At 70.3% G+C, this 18,160-nt stretch carries 16 protein-coding genes; 6 read left to right on the top strand and 10 right to left on the bottom strand.

Annotation, left to right across the window (positions count from 1 at the left end; all coding sequences use genetic code 11):
- Positions 1–105 precede the first annotated feature (105 nt).
- The 7 genes from ABZ904_RS37130 to ABZ904_RS37100 all read right to left on the bottom strand — a co-directional run bounded on the left by ABZ904_RS37130 (position 106) and on the right by ABZ904_RS37100 (position 7,658).
- Positions 106–642 (bottom strand): GTP cyclohydrolase I, encoded by a 537-nt coding sequence (locus tag ABZ904_RS37130; protein WP_359391148.1) that lies wholly within the window; start codon positions 640–642, stop codon positions 106–108.
- A 378-nt stretch (positions 643–1,020) separates the two neighbouring features.
- Positions 1,021–2,046 carry a hypothetical protein gene (locus ABZ904_RS37125; RefSeq protein WP_359391146.1) on the bottom strand — a complete coding sequence of 342 codons (1,026 nt, stop codon included), beginning with the start codon at positions 2,044–2,046 and terminating at the stop codon, positions 1,021–1,023.
- 39 nt (positions 2,047–2,085) lie between these two features.
- Positions 2,086–3,054, bottom strand: coding sequence for an SCO2521 family protein (locus ABZ904_RS37120; RefSeq protein WP_359391144.1), 969 nt, complete (start codon positions 3,052–3,054; stop codon positions 2,086–2,088).
- 1 nt (position 3,055) lies between these two features.
- The gene (locus tag ABZ904_RS37115; RefSeq protein ID WP_359391142.1) at positions 3,056–4,039 is read right to left on the bottom strand and encodes an SCO2522 family protein; all 984 of its coding nucleotides are present in this window, start codon (positions 4,037–4,039) and stop codon (positions 3,056–3,058) included.
- Entirely contained in the window at positions 4,036–4,953 is a 918-nt protein-coding gene (locus ABZ904_RS37110) for an SCO2523 family variant P-loop protein (protein ID WP_359391140.1), read from the bottom strand. Before ABZ904_RS37110 ends, ABZ904_RS37115 begins: the two co-directional genes overlap by 4 nt.
- Before the next feature lie 2 nt (positions 4,954–4,955).
- The gene (locus tag ABZ904_RS37105) at positions 4,956–6,797 is read right to left on the bottom strand and encodes an SCO2524 family protein (RefSeq protein ID WP_359391138.1); all 1,842 of its coding nucleotides are present in this window, start codon (positions 6,795–6,797) and stop codon (positions 4,956–4,958) included.
- 72 nt (positions 6,798–6,869) lie between these two features.
- Entirely contained in the window at positions 6,870–7,658 is a 789-nt protein-coding gene (locus ABZ904_RS37100) for an SCO2525 family SAM-dependent methyltransferase (protein WP_361828529.1), read from the bottom strand.
- 262 nt (positions 7,659–7,920) lie between these two features.
- On the opposite strand from ABZ904_RS37100, the gene ABZ904_RS37095 reads away from it, so the two are divergent.
- A complete protein-coding gene (locus ABZ904_RS37095; protein ID WP_359391134.1) occupies positions 7,921–8,454 on the top strand; it encodes a GNAT family N-acetyltransferase in 534 nt (177 codons plus the stop codon).
- Between the two features lie 24 nt (positions 8,455–8,478).
- Here the strand turns inward: ABZ904_RS37095 and ABZ904_RS37090 are convergent, their stop codons facing one another.
- Positions 8,479–9,231 (bottom strand): FadR/GntR family transcriptional regulator, encoded by a 753-nt coding sequence (locus ABZ904_RS37090; RefSeq protein ID WP_361828526.1) that lies wholly within the window; start codon positions 9,229–9,231, stop codon positions 8,479–8,481.
- Between the two features lie 246 nt (positions 9,232–9,477).
- Between ABZ904_RS37090 and ABZ904_RS37085 the strand changes: the two genes are divergently transcribed.
- The 5 genes from ABZ904_RS37085 to ABZ904_RS37065 are packed head-to-tail and all read left to right on the top strand — an operon-like array spanning position 9,478 to position 16,092.
- Positions 9,478–11,091: an ABC transporter substrate-binding protein gene (locus ABZ904_RS37085; protein WP_361828523.1), complete on the top strand. Its 1,614-nt coding sequence runs from the start codon at positions 9,478–9,480 to the stop codon at positions 11,089–11,091.
- An 18-nt stretch (positions 11,092–11,109) separates the two neighbouring features.
- On the top strand, positions 11,110–12,072 hold the full coding sequence (locus tag ABZ904_RS37080) for an ABC transporter permease (RefSeq protein WP_361000209.1): 963 nt from the start codon (positions 11,110–11,112) through the stop codon (positions 12,070–12,072).
- Positions 12,069–14,042 carry a dipeptide/oligopeptide/nickel ABC transporter permease/ATP-binding protein gene (locus ABZ904_RS37075; RefSeq protein WP_361828520.1) on the top strand — a complete coding sequence of 658 codons (1,974 nt, stop codon included), beginning with the start codon at positions 12,069–12,071 and terminating at the stop codon, positions 14,040–14,042. The genes ABZ904_RS37080 and ABZ904_RS37075 overlap by 4 nt, the downstream gene beginning before the upstream one ends.
- Positions 14,039–15,106: an ABC transporter ATP-binding protein gene (locus ABZ904_RS37070; RefSeq protein ID WP_359391125.1), complete on the top strand. Its 1,068-nt coding sequence runs from the start codon at positions 14,039–14,041 to the stop codon at positions 15,104–15,106. Before ABZ904_RS37075 ends, ABZ904_RS37070 begins: the two co-directional genes overlap by 4 nt.
- A complete protein-coding gene (locus ABZ904_RS37065) occupies positions 15,106–16,092 on the top strand; it encodes a dihydrodipicolinate synthase family protein (RefSeq protein ID WP_359391123.1) in 987 nt (328 codons plus the stop codon). The genes ABZ904_RS37070 and ABZ904_RS37065 overlap by 1 nt, the downstream gene beginning before the upstream one ends.
- A gap of 3 nt (positions 16,093–16,095) precedes the next feature.
- Here the strand turns inward: ABZ904_RS37065 and ABZ904_RS37060 are convergent, their stop codons facing one another.
- Positions 16,096–17,289 carry a sialidase family protein gene (locus tag ABZ904_RS37060; RefSeq protein WP_361828516.1) on the bottom strand — a complete coding sequence of 398 codons (1,194 nt, stop codon included), beginning with the start codon at positions 17,287–17,289 and terminating at the stop codon, positions 16,096–16,098.
- A gap of 114 nt (positions 17,290–17,403) precedes the next feature.
- Positions 17,404–18,108, bottom strand: coding sequence for a TerB family tellurite resistance protein (locus ABZ904_RS37055; protein ID WP_361828513.1), 705 nt, complete (start codon positions 18,106–18,108; stop codon positions 17,404–17,406).
- Positions 18,109–18,160: the final 52 nt, after the last annotated feature.

Raw genomic sequence — 18,160 nt, 5'->3', positions numbered from 1 at the left:
GGATGAACTCCTCCAGCTTCTGCCGGGAGGGCCCGTCGCCGGTGTAGTAGCTCAGCAGGCGGTTCACGCCGGCGCGAAGCCGGATGTGCAGGGCCCGGCGGACCGTCAGTCGTCCAGCCCGAACCGGGAGAACAGTTCCTTGTCACCCGTGACGTACGAGGTGTCGGTGATCGCCGTCTGGTCGGACGGACCGCGGCTGCACATGCACATGTGCCGGCCGGTGGACACCACACGTGCCGCACGCGCGCCACCCGAGGACATGATCTCCTCGGCGATGTCCTTCACCAGGTGCTCCTGGATCTGGAACCTGCGGCTGAACGCCTGCACCAGCCGGGGGAACTTGCCCAGGCCGAGGATCCGGTCGCCGGGCACGTACGAAACCGCCACCTTGCCGTAGAAAGGCAGGAAGTGGTGCGCGCAGATCGAGTAGTAGTTGATGTCGTGCACGCGGACCACACCTGCGTGTTCACCCTGGACCTCGACCGTCGTCTTGAGGATCGTCGAGGTGTCGATCTCATAGCCGCTCAGCAGCTGGCGGTAGGCGCGGACGATACGGGGCTCGCATTCGGGTTCCCGGTACCAGTCGAGGGCGCGTTTGTCGGTCGTGACGTTTTCTTCGAGCCACTCGGCGATGCTGCTCACGAACACACCTCCAGATGGACGGATTTGCGCGTTTGCTGCTGTCGTTTCAGCTGTGCCTGTGGCTAGTTCCGCACAAGTGGCCATCCGGGGAACGGCCGTCCCCGTACTGGAGCTCGGTACTCGCGTCGCTCGCCGGGACTCCCCGGGATCCGTCTCACCGGACCGTATACGAGCGCACATGTGCCTTGAACAGCAACTTCGCGCTGACGGTGTCATGCTGCCCGCGGCCAGCATGGTGCGCAACTCATCACAGATGTCCGGGTGACCCCTCACCCTCTCGGTCTTTCCCGCTTCCCAAAATGGTTAATTCGCTGTAAAGCTTTGCAAAGAGAGCACGTCCAGAACGGAGAAGGACGCGGCGTCGGCCGCGGTGTGCGCTCAGCCGGACGCCGCGGTCGGTTCGGGCTCCGGGTCCGGCCCGGTCGGCTCCGTGGCCTCCCAGAGCACGTTGAAGCGGTTGATCCGCTCGGACACGTGCTCCCGGGTCATCTTCAGCGTCGTCTTGGCGGGCATGACCTCGACGTCCGGCTCGGTCTCGTAGGAGAGTTCGCCGTCGAAGACGATGAAGTCGTTGAGCGGGGTCACCTGCGCGGGCGGTGGCAGCAGGGAACGGACCGCGATACGGGCGTCGATGCCGAACTCCCGGTGCCGCTCACACAGGCGCTCGAGGCTCGGGGTGCGGTCCTCGGGCTTGCTGACGAGGAACAGTCGCCGCACCACCACGCCGCGCTGGCTGATCGCCCTCTCCTGGGCCTTCAGGTACCGGTTCGCCGGCTCGCTGAACCAGAAGTCGCGGTCCACCGAGGTGCTGGTGGCGTACACCGTCTTCTTGGCGCAGGTGGTGAGGTCGATCAGCCAGTCGTGGTTCTCACCCGGGCAGTCGGCGCTGCCGTTGCTGAGGCTCTCCATGAGTGAGGCGAGCCGGCCGATCTCCTCCTGGGCGAAGGTCTTGACGAGCTCCGATCCGTGCTCGCCGACCTGCGTGTACTTACGGGCCAGCCGGGTCACCCCGTCGGAGCGCAGCACTGAACGGTCCACCTGGCTGAACAGCTCGGTCGCGTCGTTGATCTTGGCGAAGCTCTCGTCGACCGCCCGGCGCATCTGCTCGTGATGGCTGGTCAGGCTGTCCCGCATCTCGCGGATGCGCCGCTTCTGGCTCTCCTCCATCGACTCCAGGCGTTGCTCGAACTCCACGAGGTACTGGATGATCAGTGCCGAGCCGCCGAGGACGACGGACACGGTCAGCTGCCACACCTGGTTCTTGTCCTGATCGAGGACGTTGGTCAGCACATAGGTGGCTGCGGCGACCGCGACCGTGAGCAGCGTCTTGCGGAGCAGCTTGGGTATGCGCTGCTCCTCCCGCTGCGGCACGGCCCTCACGTCCCCTGTCGATGCTCCGCTCATTTCGGCCTCCCCCGTCGGGTGTCTGGTTCGTGCCTCCGCTCAGCGCGTGCTCAGTGCCTCGTGCAGCAGCGGAATGGCCTGGACGGCCAGTTGATCCCGGATGCGCTGGACCAGGGTCTGCCATTGGCGAGTGAACCCCGGCTCCCGTTCCAGCACGTCCCACAGGTGGCCCAGCGCCGGGTCCACGTGTGCGCGCGGCATCCACAGATGCAGCAGGTGATCGACGGCCGGGCGCAGGGCGAGGACGGCCGAGGGGCCGTCCGCGGCGCCGAGCCTGCTGTTGTCGAGCATGTGCACGACGGTCGTCAGCAGCCAGTCGTGCAGCGCGAGGTCCTCGCACAGGCCCGCCGCCGCGGCGGGCGGGGTGCCCTCAGGCAGCCGCAGCTCGACGGTCCGCAGCCCGTCCTCGGCCAGGGTGAAACGCTCCAGCGCCGCCCCCTCACCCGCCGGAGCACGGCGCGCGGCCCACCGCAGATGGGTGCGCCGCGACTTGAAGGGTGCCTTGTGGTCGAGCAGCGGGTGCCGCAGTAACTGGGCGAGCAGGCCCTCGGCGATCATCCCGAGGTCCAGTTCGCCGCGCGCGGCGCCGCCCAGGACGCCTGCCGCGGTGGCCTGCTCGGGAAGTTTCCCGAAGGGTTCGACGATCCCGGGCCGCACCAGGTAGTGGCCCCAGGGGCGGCGCGAGTCGGGGCCGCCGGCCGGGGCGCCGAAGTACGCGGTGGCCTGCAGCACGCGGCCCTCGGTGAGCGCGGCCCGGGCGGCCACCGTGCCGACGGCGCGCACCTTGGCGCCGTTGGAGGTGGGCAGCCGGCAGTCCACGCCGGTCAGGACCTGCGGCGAGAGCGCGTAGAGGTTGGGCCGCTCGGAGACGCGGACGTGTTCGTCGGCGCGCAGTCTGAGCAGCTGGGCGGCGGCCCGGCCGTCCAGCGCCTGGAAGGACGGCAGCAGCCCCGTGCGCGTCTCACCGCAGGCGAGCACCGGACCCGCCGAGTGCCCGGGGGCTGCCATCTCAGCCCTCCCCGTAGGAGAGGGTGGCGGCGGGCTCCTCGTAGAAGACGTATGTGGCGCGCTGGGCCACCGCGGCCGGAACCGCGACCCGTTCGCGGGCGGAGCGCTCGGCGACCTGCCGCAGGGCTGCGGAGTCGACGTCGATCTGGTCGAGAACGAGCCGTACGGCGTCCTCCACGGCGAGAAAGCGGTTGGGCATCAGGGTGCAGGTGCGGTACGCGCTGAAGGGTGCCGCCGAGGCGTTGAGCCGGAGCAGCGGCGGCAGCCGGTCCCAGTCGTAGGGAAAGTCGCCGCCGTCCCAGGGGCGCGGGGTCAGCACGGGCTCGCCGAGGTGACGCAGCAGGCCGAGACGGGCCAGCTGCCAGACGGCGGCGAGGAACGGGCAGGACCACAGACGCTGTCCGTCCTTCTCCGACCACAGCTCGACGTCCATGAACACGGAGTGGTTGCGCGCCGCGGTCTCCTGGGGCGGCTGCCAGCCGGTGATCTCGCCCATGGCGCTGCGCGAGGAGGGGGTGCGCTGTCCGTTGGCGAGCCAGCCGGTCTGGCTGACGGACGGGCGGGAGCCGTAGCTGCCGGGCGGCGGCGCCTCCACGAGGCGGTGCATCACGGCCTCGGCGAGCTCGATCTTGTCGGCTACGGCGCAGCCCGACTCACGCGCCAGGTAGTCGATGACCAGTCCGGCCCGTTCGGCCTCCGCCAGCACCATGGGCACGAGCTCGGCGGGGGTGGAGAAACGGGTGAAGTAGTCGTCGATGAGGAAGCACGTGCTGATGCGGGGCCGCTTGCCTCCGGCGCGGCGTGCGGCGGAGGCGCGGGCGGCGTCCACCCAGATCCGCACCTCGGCGAAGTGCTCGCGCAGCCGCTCGGGGCCGGCCTCGAAGTCCTCCATATAGAGGTGGCCGAGCTCCAGCGAGAGATGGGACAGCGGTAAGGACTGCGTGCGGGGCTGTGCGGTGGTCTCCTGGAACACGGCTTCCGTCACGCCTGCTCCCAGTACTTGTCGTCGGTCAGCCGGCCGGCCAGTTCGCTCAGCGCCTCCCAGGTCTCCCGGTTGGCGATCTGGCTGTCGAGCACGTCCTCGTCGGTGATGAGCTGCTCTCGCCACTGCAGGACGGGCTCCAGGGGCACGGAGCCGAGGACCTGGGTGTATCCGATTCCGAGGGTGGAGGACATCTGTTTGAGGTCGCGGTCGCACTCCCGCATCCAGGCGGACTGGGTGGCGGAGACCTGCGACCACAGCGACGACTCGGGGTCGGGTACGGCGGCCCGCACGAAGCGGATGACGCTGCGCAGCGCGTCCTCGTCGTGGCCGCGGGCCACACCTCCGGCGACGATGCCACGTTTGCCGAAGACCAGGCTCGCCGCGGCCGCCACGTGCTGACGGGTCCAGCGGTGGAAGACCAGCCAGCGGAACTCGACGCCCCGCATCTCCCGCTGCGAGGTGGCCTCCAGGACCATGTCGACGGCGTAGCTGCGGCCGGCGCTGAGGTCGACGACGATCAGGTCGAACTCGCTGTTGAGCCGGAGCAGCAGATCGACACAGCGGCGCAGGTTGTCCTCGCCGGTCGCGAACTCGCCGCCGCTGAGGTCGCCGGGCATCAGTACCAGACGGCCGGAGCCGGGCGGCCGGTTGCGCAGCACCCGGTGCTCGGTGTCCGCCCACACGTCGATACGGAGCGGCTCGCCCACCGTGCCGCTCAGATACGAGTGCAGGCCCCGGTCCTCGGCGGCCTGGCGCGCGTCCGGGACGTCGAAGACGGCCGCCGCGGTGGGCGAGCCGAAGTCGAAGTCGAGGTAGCACACGTCGTCGCCGGCCAGCGCCCGGTGGTAGGCGAGGTTGGCGCTGGTGACGGAGCGGCCCGTGCCTCCCTTGTCGGAGGCCGCGAAGACGAGCACGGCTACACCCCCTGGCCCGCGGCCTCGCGGGCCCGGGCGAGGGCGTCGAGCTGCCCGAGCACGTCGAGCGTCAGCGCGCAGGCGGTTCCGGGCTGTTCGTCCACGAGCGTGCGGGCACGGCGCAACTTGACCTCGATGCTCCTGAGTTCCATTCCGCGGTTGCCCTCGGAGGCGGGTGCGGGCTCCATCTGTTCATTGCCGAGGAGATGACTGGACTCGCTGAGCAACGCCCTGGCCAGTTGGGTCAGTTCGGTGCTGCGGATCGGCGACTGGCGGTACATCTGGTGGACCTGGACCATCACCTCGGTGACGCGCTCGGTGACGTTCCAGGACACCGGTCCTTCGGAGACCGGCGATTCGGGGTAGGCGGCGTGGACGTTGTCCCACAGGCCGACGCCCTCGCCGTCGCGAATGCGGCGCATCCACACATGGCCGAAGATGTCCTCGGCGAGTCTGAGCAGCCGGTCGTGCGAGCTCAGGTTGCGGGAGAGCGTGCACAGCTGGATGGTGCGCTTGAGCAGCTGTGCGGAGAAGTCGGTCATGGTCCACTGCATCTGCGGCCCGATGCGTTCGCTGCCCTGCAACGGCAGGGTGACGCCGGGGTTGTGCAGCTGGACCATGGGGTCGTCGCGCATCATGCGGCTGGTGATGCGGCCCCGCTCGGCGAGGCGTTCCATCACGCTGACGGTGCGGGTCAGGTCGTCGTCGGTGGCCCGGCGCCGCATCAGGTCGTGGACGAGGATGGCGGCGACGGAGAGGGAGAAGTACTCGGACTCCAGCTTCTGGCCGGTGGTGCGCCAGGGGATGTCCTCCAGGGGCCAGCGGTCGGCGTCGAAGCGCGCGATGCCCGACCAGAACTGCTGGGTGATCTCCCAGCGCAGTCGTAACGCCTCGGCGAGCTTCTGCTGCTCGGAGTTGAGCAGGCCCAGGGTGAGGGTGCGGTCGGAGAACAGGTCCTGGATACCGTCGAGTGCGACCACGGTGAAGTACAGGTAGGGCACCGGGTTGGCGACGCCCACGGGCTGGGGCCCGATCTCCTCGTCGGTCTCCACCTCGGGGGCGTCCTTGACGATGCTCCAGCCCCAGCCGCACTCGAAGAGTTGACTCTCGTCCTTGAGGCCCTCCTCGACGTCGACACCGAGGACGAAGCTCTCGACGATGGCCGCGCGCAGCGGCCGGAAGCGGCGCTGGAACTTCTGCAGGACGTGCCGCTGCGACAGCCGTCCCTGGCCGAGCAGTTCGCAGAGGGTGCGGCCCTGGGAGGAGTCGGTGTCGAAGACGTTGACGGTGAAGGAGCGCAGCAGGCTCACCATGGCGGCGGTGAGCCGGTTGCTGGTGGCGGCCCGCAGTTCCTGGATCGTCTCCTGGACGTCGCTGCGGCGGGTCTTGGACTCGTACACCTTGAGAAAGCCGAGCGTGGCCAGGCAGAGGGTGATCGACATCGAGTAGGAGTCGACCACCCCGAGTGCGCGCTGTTCCTCGGTGAGGTCCCGGTCCTCGTCCATGGAGAGGAAGTAGTGGCCACCGGCGAACGTGGGCCTCTTGTCGTCGCCGATGTGCATGCGCATGAACTGGTTGGCGGCCGTGACGAGGTTGGCCGGGATCTCCAGCCGTCCGCCGGCCTTCCTCAGGACCTTCTGGACGTCGTCCTGCGTGGTGTCCGGGTCGTCCAGCCGGAAGGCCGGGATCTCCGTGGCCGGATACAGGAGGCACAACAGGTGCTCGGCGTCGGCGACACTGCTCTCCCCACCCCACTTGCCCCAGGTCCACTCGCCCCCGTCGAACGAGTTGCGGGCGACCGCCTGCCAGATGTCCAGCAGATGCTGGCGTGGCTTGATCTGCATCCCATGCCCCTCACACAGGCCGCACTGCCATCAATTGAAGATGAACCCTCTTCTGTTGTGAAGATTCGGTCCTCAACCGGCCGGAATATCGGAGTCCGAATTCCGCCGGCCGTAGGCGACGATCATTCCCGAATAACCTTCGCGTACGGCGGCCGAGGCCTTGAGGCGGGTGGTCTTGAACTCGCCCGCAAAAGGCTCGAGGCTCTCGTACATCTCCGACTCTCCCACGTCGCAGGCGGGGAAGAAATGCTCGCCCGCATGATAACCCTTCGAATGTTCCATGAACGCGGCGGCGAAGGGCGCGCCGGGGGCCAGGGCACGCAGGAAGCACTCGACGCCCCTGGTGAACTCCTCGTGCGAGGTGGTCATCGACTCCGCGACGAAGAACATGGTCCCCATGGACCAGCGGCCCCGGTGCCGTACGAGGTCGAAGAGGTCGCCCGACTCGACCCGGACGGCCTTGCGGAACTTGGCCCGCGGGTCCATGTCGAGGGCGGCGTAGCCGTCGTTCTTGCACAGGACGCGCCAGAACTGGTCCCAGTTGGCGTCGTAGGACTCGGTCTGGCCGCGCAGGTAGCGCACATTGGCGGAGGAGCGTTCGAGGAGGGTGATCTCGTCGCACCAGGGCAGCATGGTCAGTGCGGGGTAGAGGTTCGCGCCGGCCCCCACGTCGATACCGGAAACCGGTCCGGCAGCATGGTCTCTGAAATGATCGCCGAAATGATCGCGTACGATATGAAGGATCTCCGCGTCCTCCGCCTGTAAGTCACGGTAATTGTGATCAACGTAGGCGATCGGATCGAATGCGGCCCAGGACACATCCGCATTCAACTGCGCGTCCCCCGGCGATCTGAAGGTCATCGCCCCACGGTACCAATGTCCAAGGCCCGCTGGATCCCCCTCGCCTCGATGTCGCAGGAACAATTACCTCCCGCGGGGCGCATCGGGGGCGCACCGGGGCGAATGCACTCTTGGACCTGATCCCGCCTTGAACGGCCAGATCGTTGCCGCGCAAGATGGTCGTAACTCTGTCGAACACACCCGAACGGCAGACGGCGTACGTCCCACCCGTACCACCCGTGCGGGTGGCACGGACCCTTGACTCCATCTCGCAGGGGGCGGCATGACCGCGTTTCCAGAGGAACGTTTCCCTTCGCCCGGCGGCCGTATCGGCCCGTCCCTCTTCCGTGAACGGGCGTTCGTGGACCGGCCCCTGACGATGAGGGGGGTGACCGAGGACGACCTGCCCGAACTCATCCGCGTCGACCACGAGGCCTTCCCGGACGACCCGTACCCCCACTTCGTCCTGCGCCAGTTGTTCGATCTGCACGGCGACTGCCTTCTCGTCCTCGACGACGGGCGGAGCCTGCACGGCTACGTCCTGTACGTGACCACGCGGGACGGATACCGGAGCTGGGTCGTCAGCCTCGGCGTCACGCGCGACCAGCGGGGGCGGGGGCTGGGCCGACGGCTGATGCTGGAGGTGCTGCGCCGGCTGCGCGCCGACGACGTCCGCGAGGTCCGGCTGACGGTGGAGCCGGCGAACGCCGCCGCCATCATGCTGTACCGGTCACTGGGCTTCTCGTCCGACGAAGGCGTCCGCAAGGACTACTTCGGTGCCGGGGAGGACCGCCTCGTCATGACCCTCGGACTGTGAGCCGCGCGGACCGCACCGGGGAGCCTAGAAGACACCCCTCGCGTCCGGCCGGCCCCTCGCCGGGGCGCCCGTCACCGCCGCCTCGATCCCGCTGAAGTGGTCCGTCATCGCCCGCTCCGCGCCCTCCGCGTCCCGGGACCGCAGGGCCCTGACGATGTCGCGGTGGCGGCGGGCCGTCAGCTCGGGGGCCGGGCCACCGGGCCACTGCCGGGCGAGGGCGACCCGCCGGAACACCGTCCAGAACGCGCCCAGTAACTGCGGCACGAACGCGTTGCCCAGCGTGCCGTACAGCAACTCGTGGAATTCCCGGTCGAGTTCGGGAAAGGGGCGGCCCTCGCGGCCCGCCGCCTCCATGCGCTCCACCACCGCCTCCAGCCGGTCCAGCTCCGGCTCGGACACCGTCGTCGCCACCCGGCGGATCAGCCCCTCCTCCAGCACCTCGCGGACCTGGAGGATCTCGTTCAGGGCGTCCATCTCGTCGTCGGGCCGGGCGAGCGCGCGGAAGGTGAGTCCGTCGACGAACGGAGTGAGCGACGCCTGCCCGACGTACGTCCCGTAGCCGTGCCTGATCTCCACGATGTCGAGCGCCTGGAGCGCCTTGAGCGCCTCCCGCACGGAGTTGCGGCTGACCTCGAGATCGTCCATCAGTTCCGACTCGGTGGGCAGCGGATCGCCGGGCCGGAGTTTGCGATCGAGGACGAGTTGCATGACCTCACGCTGGATCCGGCCGCTCACGCGCCGCTCGGCCTCGTGCCTGTTTCCGGGCTCCTGAGCCATGCGCCGAATCGTACGCGCGCGTTCGCCCGGCGTCGTCTCCCCGGTATGGACATATTGCCAACTACCCGCATTTCACGACGCCATTGGTCGCACCTTTGGCGGTTACGCCATTCGGGTAACGTCCCTTGACCACCCCGGCGCCCCCTCCTAGGGTCGCGCTGCCGATGGAGACATAGGACGTCATATCTCCCCCGTCCGCGAGTCCCCTGCGAAGACTCCACCCAGATCATGTTTGCTGGAGGAACCGTGCACGACGCCACCCGCGACGTACCGGCGCCGGCCCGACGGGCGTTCCTGAGGTACTCCGGCGCGCTGGGCGCGGCAGCCCTCTCCTCCTCGCCGGCCGCCTGCTCCTGGGGCCCGGAGTCCACCAATGACATCGGCGGCCACCACACGCTGACGGCGGTCATCGGGTACGGGAACGACGGCAGCTGGGATCCGACACAGACCGCGTCGGCCTTCAGCATGGCCGCCAACAACCACATCTACGAGGGGCTGCTCGACACCGATCCGATCTCGCGCAAGCCCTACGCGGCGCTCGCCACCGAGGTGCCGAAGGACCTGCACGGTACGTCCTGGACGTTCACGCTGCGGTCCGGTGCGACCTTCCACGACGGGCATCCGGTCACGGCCGACGACGTCCTGTTCGTCTTCGACCGGATCCTCGACCCGAGGGCACCGACCCTAGTCACGGGCTTCTTCACGAGCTGGCTGAAGGAAGTGCGCAAGATCGACGCGCGGAACGTCGAGCTGGTGCTCAAATTCCCCTTCCGCGACGGGCTTTCCCGGCTGACGCTGGCGAAGATCATGCCGAGGCATGTCTTCTCCCGGCCGGGCGGCTGGGACGACGCCGTCAGAGGCACGGCGATCGGCTCGGGACCGTACCGGCAGAGCGCGCACCAGCCCAAGTCGAACACGGTCCTCGAGGCGTACGCCCGCTACAACGGGCCGCGCCCGCCCGCCTTCAAGAAGATGAACTGGCTGTCGATCGTCGACGCCGCGCCACGTGTCGCCAGGATCTCCGGTTCCGGCGCGGGGGCGCAGGTCGCGGACAACATCCCGTACGCCGACATCGGGCATCTGAGGCGGGACGGGCTGACGGTCGCGGGCGGCGCCGGGATGAACAACTTGTTCCTGATGTTCAACACCGGGCACCGGCCCTTCGACGACGTCCGGGTCCGGCAGGCTCTGCAGTACGCCATCGACAGCGAGAAGATGGTCAAGGTCGCGCTGAGGGGCCACGGCAGGCCGTCGACCTCCTTCCTCGACGAGGCCAACCCCGCCCACCGGCGCGCCCGGACGGTCTACGGCCACGATCCCGGCAAGGCCAGACGGCTCCTGAGGGAGGCCGGGGTCAGCGGGCTGCGGATCGAGCTCCTGGCGGTGAACGTGAGCTGGGTCGTCGACTGTCTGCCGACCATCAAGTCGTCCTGGGACGCGATCGGTGTGCGGACGGCGCTCTCGCCGCAGGAGACGACGGCCGTGTTCACGAAGCTCGACCAGAAGCAGGACTACCAGGTCGTCGCCGCCGCCTCGAACCCCAACCAGTTCGGCGCCGACGCCGATCTGATCATGCGTTACAACTACGCCCCGCAGAACCTGTGGATGCGCTACGCCCGCTGGGCGGACCACCCCGTGGCCGAGAGGCTCTTCGCGGACATGGACCGGGCGACCCGGGAGCCCGACCCGGACAGAAAGCGGACGATGATCCAGGACTGCATCGATGTCGTCGCCGAGCAGGCCGTGCTCTACCCCGTGGTCCACAACGAGCTGATGACGGCGTGGAACCCCGCACGACTCACCGGCGTGAGGGCGCAGCCCTACCCAGGGATCAACCTTCTCCAGGCCAAGTGGGCCTAGCGACAGGGGGCACAGTCCGTGGTCGCCATCGCCAGGATTCTGACCCGCCGGGTCCTCCTGCTCGTGCCGCTGATGCTCGGCATCGTGCTGTTCGTGTTCCTGTTGATGCGGTTCTCGGACACCGACCCGGCCTCCGCGTTCTTCCAGGGCACCGATCCGACACCGCGGCAACTGCATGACTTCCGGGAGCGCAACGGGCTGCTGGACCCACTGCCGGTGCGCTACGTCCACTTCGTCGGCGCGCTGCTCCACGGCGACATGGGCACCAGCGTGCTGACCCGGGCGCCGGTGGTCGAGCAGGTCACCACCGCGCTGCCGCTCACGCTCCAGCTCACCTTCCTGGGGCTCGGGATCGCCGTGGTGCTGGCGCTGCTCGGCGGGGTGACCGCCGCGATCTACCGGGACCGGCCGCCGGACCAGATCATCCGGGTGGTTTCCCTGACCGGGGTCGCCGCTCCCGGTTTCTGGCTGGCCCTGCTGATGATCCAGTATCTGGCCGTGGACCGGGGCTGGTTCCCGACCGGCGGCTACATCAATCCGGCCGACTCCTTCACCGGCTGGCTGCGGACGATGGCCCTGCCCGCGCTCGCGCTGTCGCTACCGGTGGCGGCGCAGCTGACCCGCATCGTGCGCACGTCCGTGGTGGAGGAGCTGGACAAGGACTACGTGCGCACGGCGATCGGCAGCGGGCTGCCGCCCCGGGTGGTGGTCGGGCGGAACGTGCTGCGGAACGCGCTCGTCAACCCCCTGACCGTGCTGGGCCTGCGGGTCGGCTATCTGCTCGGGGGCGCGGTCGTCATCGAGACGATCTTCTCCCTGCCCGGGATGGGCAAGTTGATGATCGACGCCGTCAAGAACGGAGATCCGGCGGTCGTCCAGGGCGTCGTGCTGACGACCGCGGCCGGTTTCGTGGTCGTCAACCTCGTCATCGACATTCTGTATCTGCTGGTCAATCCGCGACTGAGGGATACGGCCCGGTGATCGCCACACGCAAGAGCCTCACCGAGGCCCTGTCCCGTCCGGCGCTCCGGCTGCGCGGCCGGCTGCCGGCGCTGCCGAAGGCCGCGCTCTGCTTCCTGGCCCTCGTCGCGCTGGTGGGGCTGCTCGCACCCCTCATCGCCCCGCACGACCCCCTGGACCAGCAGGACCCGGTCGACGGTACCGGGCACCCGTCGGCCGCGCACTGGATGGGCCAGGACAGCCTCGGCCGGGACATCCTCAGCCGGCTGATGTACGGCGCCCGCTGGTCCCTCGCCATCGGACTCGGGGCGACCGCCCTGGCACTGGTCGCCGGGGCCCTGCTCGGGGCGGTCGCGGCGACCTCCCGCAAGGCGGTGGACGAGGCGCTGATGCGCGGTCTGGACATCGTCATGGCGTTCCCGGGCATCGCACTCGCGGCGGTCCTCATCTCCGTGTTCGGCGCCGGGATCACGGTGCTGACGTGCGCGATCGCGTTCCTGTTCACCCCGCCGGTCGCCAGGGTCGTACGGGCCAACGTCCTGGACCAGTACGGCGAGGACTATGTGACGGCGGAACGGGTCATCGGCGCCTGCACCCCTCATGTCGTCGTCCGGCATGTGGCCGTCAACTGTGCCGCGCCGGTCCTCGTGTTCTGCACGGTCCAGGTCGCCGAGGCCATCGTGTTCGAGGCGTCGCTGTCCTTCATCGGCGCGGGTGTGCGGCCCCCGGACCCGTCGTGGGGCGGTGTCATCGCGGACGGCAAGAACATGGTGCTGACCGGCGGCTGGTGGGCCACGGTCTTCCCGGGCCTGCTGATGCTGGTCACGGTCCTCTCGTTGAACGTCCTGGCCGAGGGCGTCCTGGACGCGTGGGCGGCTCCTGCGGCACGGGACGCGGAGGTGCGGGGGGACGGCGACCGGCTGGAGACGCCGGAGCCCGGCAGCGGCGAGGTGGTGCCGTTGCCCGGGCTCGCCGAGGCCGCGCGGCGACTGCGCTCCCGGGCCCGCCCGCTCCCCGGCGGGGAGCCGGTGCTCGCCGTGGAGGACCTCGCCATCGACTTTCCCGGCCGGCACCACGGCGTTGACGTCGTCGACGGTGTGAGCTTCGAGGTGCGTCCCGGTGAGGTGCTCGGCCTGGTCGGCGAGTCGGGATGCGGCAAGTCCCTGACGGCGCTCGCGGTGATGGGCCTTGCGCCCCGGGGCGCCCGGGTGCGCGGACAGGTGCGTTTCCACGGGCGGCAGTTGGTGGGCACGCCGATGCGCGCCCGCCGCAGGCTGCTGGGCCATGAGATGCCGATGATCTACCAGGACGCCCTGTCGTCGCTGAACCCGGCCATGACGATCCGGGCCCAGCTCGGACAGGTCGTACGGCGCGGCGGACGGCGCAGCCCCGCCGAACTGCTGACGCTGGTCGGCCTCGACTCCGGGCGCACGCTGCGCAGCTACCCGCACGAACTCTCCGGCGGGCAGCGCCAGCGCGTCCTGATCGCCATGGCGCTCTCCCGTAACCCGCGGCTGATCGTCGCCGACGAGCCGACCACCGCGCTCGATGTGACGGTGCAGGCCCAGGTCGTCCAGCTGCTCCTGAGGCTGCGGGAGGAACTGGGCTTCGCGCTGGTCCTGGTCTCGCACGACCTGGCGCTGGTCGCGGACGTCACGGACCGGGTGGTGGTGATGTACGGCGGACGGATCGTGGAGACCGGGGTGACCGCGGACCTGGTGGAGGCACCGACCCACCACTACACGCGCGGACTGCTCGGCAGCGTGCTGTCGCTGGAGTCCGCGGCCGAGCGGATGACGCAGATCAAGGGGGTCGTGCCCGCCCCGGCGGACTTCCCGGCGGGGTGCCGCTTCGCGGACCGCTGCCCGTCCGCCGACGAGGTGTGCCGGCGGACGGCGCCGGCATTGGCGGGGACATCCGCGCACCGGGCGGCCTGCCACCACCCGGCGGTCCGCCTGGGGACGGCGGAGGAGAGCGAGGCCGTCGGATGAACGCGATCGTGCGGCTTCGCGACGCCCATGTCGTCCACCGGGCGCGCAGCGGCGGGCTGTTCACCCGGGACCGGGTGCACGCGCTGACGGGCGCCGACTTCGCGATCGCGCCGGGCGAGACGGTCGGTGTGGTCGGCGAGTCGGGCTGCGGGAAGTCGACGCTGGCCAAGGTGCTGGTCGGAGCCGAACGGCCGACGTCGGGCACGGTGCTCTTCCACGGCCGCGACCTGTGGTCGATGCCCCCCGCCGAACGCCGGACCGCGGTCGGCGGCAGCACCGGCATGGTCTTCCAGGACCCGTCGACCGCCCTGAACCCCCGGCTGACCGTCCGGCGGATCCTGCGCGACCCGCTGGACGTGCACCACTGGGGAACCAGGGCCCGGCGCGAGGAACGGGTGAGGGAGTTGATGGCCCTCGTCGGTCTGCCCCGCACGCTCGCCGAGGGGCTTCCGGGGCGACTCTCCGGGGGCCAGCGCCAGCGTGTCGCCATCGCCCGCGCCCTCGCACTGGAGCCGGACCTGGTGGTCGCGGACGAACCCACGAGCGCACTGGACGTGTCGGTCCGCGCGCAGATCCTGAACCTCCTGCTGGATCTCAAGGAGAGCCTGGGCCTCGCCCTCGTCTTCGTCTCGCACGACATCCAGACGGTACGGCGGATGAGCGACCGGGTGATCACGATGTACCTCGGCCGGATCGTCGAGGAGGCCCCGGCCGACCGGGTGACCGGCCACGCACGGCACCCCTACACCCGCGCCCTGTTCTCCGCGACGCCCGGGCTGCTGGATCCGATCGACCCGATCCCGCTGGCCGGCCCGGTGCCGTCGGCGACCCGGCCGCCGAGCGGGTGCCCGTTCCGCACCCGCTGCTGGAAGGCGGACGAGGTATGTGCAGCGGCGATGCCCGAGTTCTCGGGCGCGTCGGCCGCCGGGCACCGCTTCCGCTGCCACCATCCTGTGGAGGAGGGCGAGCCGACCGGCGACCTCGTGCGCCAGGCGGCGGTGCCCTCGCCGGCCACCGCCGTGGCCGAGGCACTGCCGGACCGGAAACACGCGCGGGAGCCCTGATGTCCTTCCCCACCTCCAGTGAGCCGCACGGACGCGCCGGCGCCCCGAAGCCGCACGGCAGGAAGGCGGTGTCCGGTGTGGTCCCGCCCGTCTGTACCCCCCTGACACCGGAACGTGAGGTGGACGTCGCCTCGCTGACGAGGCTCGTGGACCATCTGCTGAGCGCCGGGGTGGACGCCCTGTTCGTGCTCGGGTCCTCGTCCGAGGCGGCGTACCTGACCGACCGCCAGCGGCGCCTGGTGGTGGAGACCGTGGTGTCCCATGTGGGGGGCCAGGTCCCGGTGCTGGCCGGCGCGATCGACATGACCACGCCCCGGGTGCTGGACCATGTGGCGGCGACGACCGGGGCGGGCGCGGACGCGGTGGTCGTGACCGCGCCCTTCTACACGCGGACGCATCCGGCGGAGATCGCCCGCCACTTCCGCCTGGTCGCCGACCGCTCCCCCGTCCCGGTTTTCGCCTACGACATCCCCGTCGCCGTCCACACCAAGCTGAGCCCGGAGCTGGTGCTTGAGCTGGCCGCCGACCGGGTCCTGGCCGGACTGAAGGACTCCAGCGGTGACCTGGCCGGCTTCCGCGCCGTCGTCAGTGGCGCCCGCACGTGGGCCGGCGGCACGGACTTCAGCGTGCTCACGGGGTCCGAGCTGGTCGTGGACTCGGCGCTGGCGCTGGGCGCGGACGGGGCGGTGCCCGGACTGGCCAACGTGGACCCCGAGGGCTACGTCCGGCTGGACCGGCTGTGCCGCGCGGGCGACTGGGACGCGGCCCGGGCCCAGCAGGACCGGCTGTGCGCGCTGTACGGCATGGTCGGGGTCGGGGATCCGGTTCGGATGGGCGGCAGCTCCTCGGGCCTGGGGGCGTTCAAGGCGGCACTGCACCTGCGGGGGGTGATCGCCTGCCCGGCCACGGCGGAGCCCCAGGTGCCGCTGTCCCCGGAGGAGACGGAACGGGTGGGGAAGTTCCTGGCGGCGGCGGGGCTGCTGTAGCCGTCAGTCCAGCCGGGCGACGGGGATCCGGCGGAACTCGATCGAGTTGTAAGGACCGCTCGTCCCGGTCTCGTACAGGATGCCGACCCTGGCGCCGCGCAGCTGTACGAGGTCGCTGTAGGCGGCCCAGTGCCGGGACAGCGTCAGCGCCTTGCTGAAGGTCGCCCCGCCGTCGGTGCTGCGCCAGATCGCCATCGCGCGGCGCGCGGTGGGGGTGGAGGGTCCCGAGAACAGCAGCGGCGCACCGCGACCGCCGAGTTGCAGCGTGCTGCCCTGCACGGGCGGGACGTCGTCCAGGGTGCGCTGCACGGCGAACGGGCGGTCCAGGCTCTGCCCGCCGTCGCCGGAGTAGCTGTCGAGGCGGTTGCCCGCGCTCCTGCCGCCCTGGTCACGTGCGCTGAAGTAGAGCCTGCCGTCGGGGAGTTGGGCGGCGCTGCTCTCGTTGGCGTTGGTCCGCCCGTCGTAGGACTCGTCGGCGAAGCCGATGTGCCAGCTGAGCCCGCCGTTGTCGCTGTAGAGCGCGTGCGCGCCGTAGTACCTGGCCTCCCGCCCGGTGTCCCGGGAGCCTGCGGGCGGCGCGGCGGAGTGGTTGGCGGGCACGACGAGACGTCCTGCGTACGGACCGCGGGTCAGGGCGATCGCATGGCCGGGACCGGTGGCGTACCACCGCCAGTGAGGCCGTTTCACCTCCGCGGTGATGTCCCGTGGGGGCGTGAAGTGCCGCCCGTCGTCACCGCTCGTCTGTACGAACACCCGGCGGCTCCGCACCGGCGTCGCCTTGCCACGCATGATCTGCGACTCGGTCATCGCGCCGCCGTTGTAGGACGTGACCAGGACGATCCGCCCGGTGCGCGGGTCCACCACCGGCGCCGGATTCCCCCGGGTGTCCCCCCTGCCGGCGGCGACCACCTCGAGGGGCCCCCAGGTGCAGCCGCCGTCGGAGGAGCGCTTGAGCACGACATCGATGTCGCCGCTGTCCCCCGCACCGTCGCGCCGCCCCTCGGCGAAGGCGAGCACGGTCCCCTTCCGGGTCGTGACGACCGCCGGGATCCGGTAGGTGTTGTATCCGCCCCGGCCGGCTGTGTACGGCACGGAGGAGGTGCAGCCGGGGGCGGCGGAGGCGGGCGAGGCGGGTGCGGTGGTCATGAGCGGTGTGAGCAGCGTGGCAGCGAGGACGGCGCGGCACAGAGGTGTCATCCCTCTCCCCAGGGGCTGTGGTCCCCGAAGGGACGGTGACCTTGTCGGTCACATGCTCCCCAGCCTCAACGCGTGTGATCCCCAAACCGTGCGCGGCTCACTGGCGCGAGTGACCTAGGACGGCGTCCGTGCCGCCGCCAGCAGGCGGGTCACGTCGTCCGAATGGATCGTGAGGGCCGCGCCCACGGTGGCGAGGACGTCCCGTTCCGCCGGGGTGTAGGGGCCGTCCGCCAGGGCGATACGGGCGCCCTGGAGAAGGATCGTCTCGCGGCCCGCGGAGGCGAGATGGGGGGCGAGGGGGTCCAGGGCCTCGTGGAGTTCTATGGCCAGGCTGGTACCGCCCGGTTCGCCGCAGACCCGGCCGGTGTCGGCGGCCAGGGCCTCGACCAGGGCGCCGAGGCCGTCCCCCGTGCAGTCGTCGAAGCCGGCGGAGCGGACGGCTGCGGCGGCCGTCTCCAGGGACGTCCGGGAGCAGGCGCCGCCCGCGGCCAGTACGGCGAGAGCCACCGTGTGGACCGCGTCGCGGAGCATCGCCGAGAAGCGGGTCGTGGTGGGGTGGTCGAGGACGTCCATGCCGTAGTGGCGGCCGCAGGCCGCGCACTCGACGACCGGGCCCGTCTCGCCACGCGGCAGGACCGGGAGCCCGACGAGGGTGAAGCGGCGCCGTCCGGCGAGCCGCTGGTAGTTGCGGTCGCCCCCGCAGCCGGGGCAGAAGAACTCACCGTCGCCGAGGGCGGTCCACGCGGTGCGAATTCCGAGGACGTGCGCGGCACGGCTCTTACGGACTCCTCGGCCGTTGCGTCCCCGTCTTGGCAGCACGTCGCACCTCCGTAACCCCACGGCAACGTCGCCGCGCTGGCGTGATGTTAGC

It is taken from the genome of Streptomyces sp. NPDC046900 (assembly GCF_040644975.1).
In the GTDB taxonomy this organism is placed as follows: domain Bacteria; phylum Actinomycetota; class Actinomycetes; order Streptomycetales; family Streptomycetaceae; genus Streptomyces.
Note: the sequence above shows the minus strand (reverse complement) of the source record. Positions and strands in the feature narration are given on the sequence as shown.

What these genes read in the sequence shown, in the direction of transcription:
- ABZ904_RS37125 (WP_359391146.1), bottom strand. Translation starts at nt 2,046, where the DNA reads ATGAGCGGAGCATCGACAGGGGACGTGAGGGCCGTGCCGCAGCGGGAG.
- ABZ904_RS37120 (WP_359391144.1), bottom strand. Translation starts at nt 3,054, where the DNA reads ATGGCAGCCCCCGGGCACTCGGCGGGTCCGGTGCTCGCCTGCGGTGAG.
- ABZ904_RS37105 (WP_359391138.1), bottom strand. Translation starts at nt 6,797, where the DNA reads ATGCAGATCAAGCCACGCCAGCATCTGCTGGACATCTGGCAGGCGGTC.
- ABZ904_RS37065 (WP_359391123.1), top strand. Translation starts at nt 15,106, where the DNA reads ATGTCCTTCCCCACCTCCAGTGAGCCGCACGGACGCGCCGGCGCCCCG.
- ABZ904_RS37070 (WP_359391125.1), top strand. Translation starts at nt 14,039, where the DNA reads ATGAACGCGATCGTGCGGCTTCGCGACGCCCATGTCGTCCACCGGGCG.
- ABZ904_RS37095 (WP_359391134.1), top strand. Translation starts at nt 7,921, where the DNA reads ATGACCGCGTTTCCAGAGGAACGTTTCCCTTCGCCCGGCGGCCGTATC.
- ABZ904_RS37060 (WP_361828516.1), bottom strand. Translation starts at nt 17,289, where the DNA reads ATGACACCTCTGTGCCGCGCCGTCCTCGCTGCCACGCTGCTCACACCG.
- ABZ904_RS37090 (WP_361828526.1), bottom strand. Translation starts at nt 9,231, where the DNA reads ATGGCTCAGGAGCCCGGAAACAGGCACGAGGCCGAGCGGCGCGTGAGC.
- ABZ904_RS37100 (WP_361828529.1), bottom strand. Translation starts at nt 7,658, where the DNA reads ATGACCTTCAGATCGCCGGGGGACGCGCAGTTGAATGCGGATGTGTCC.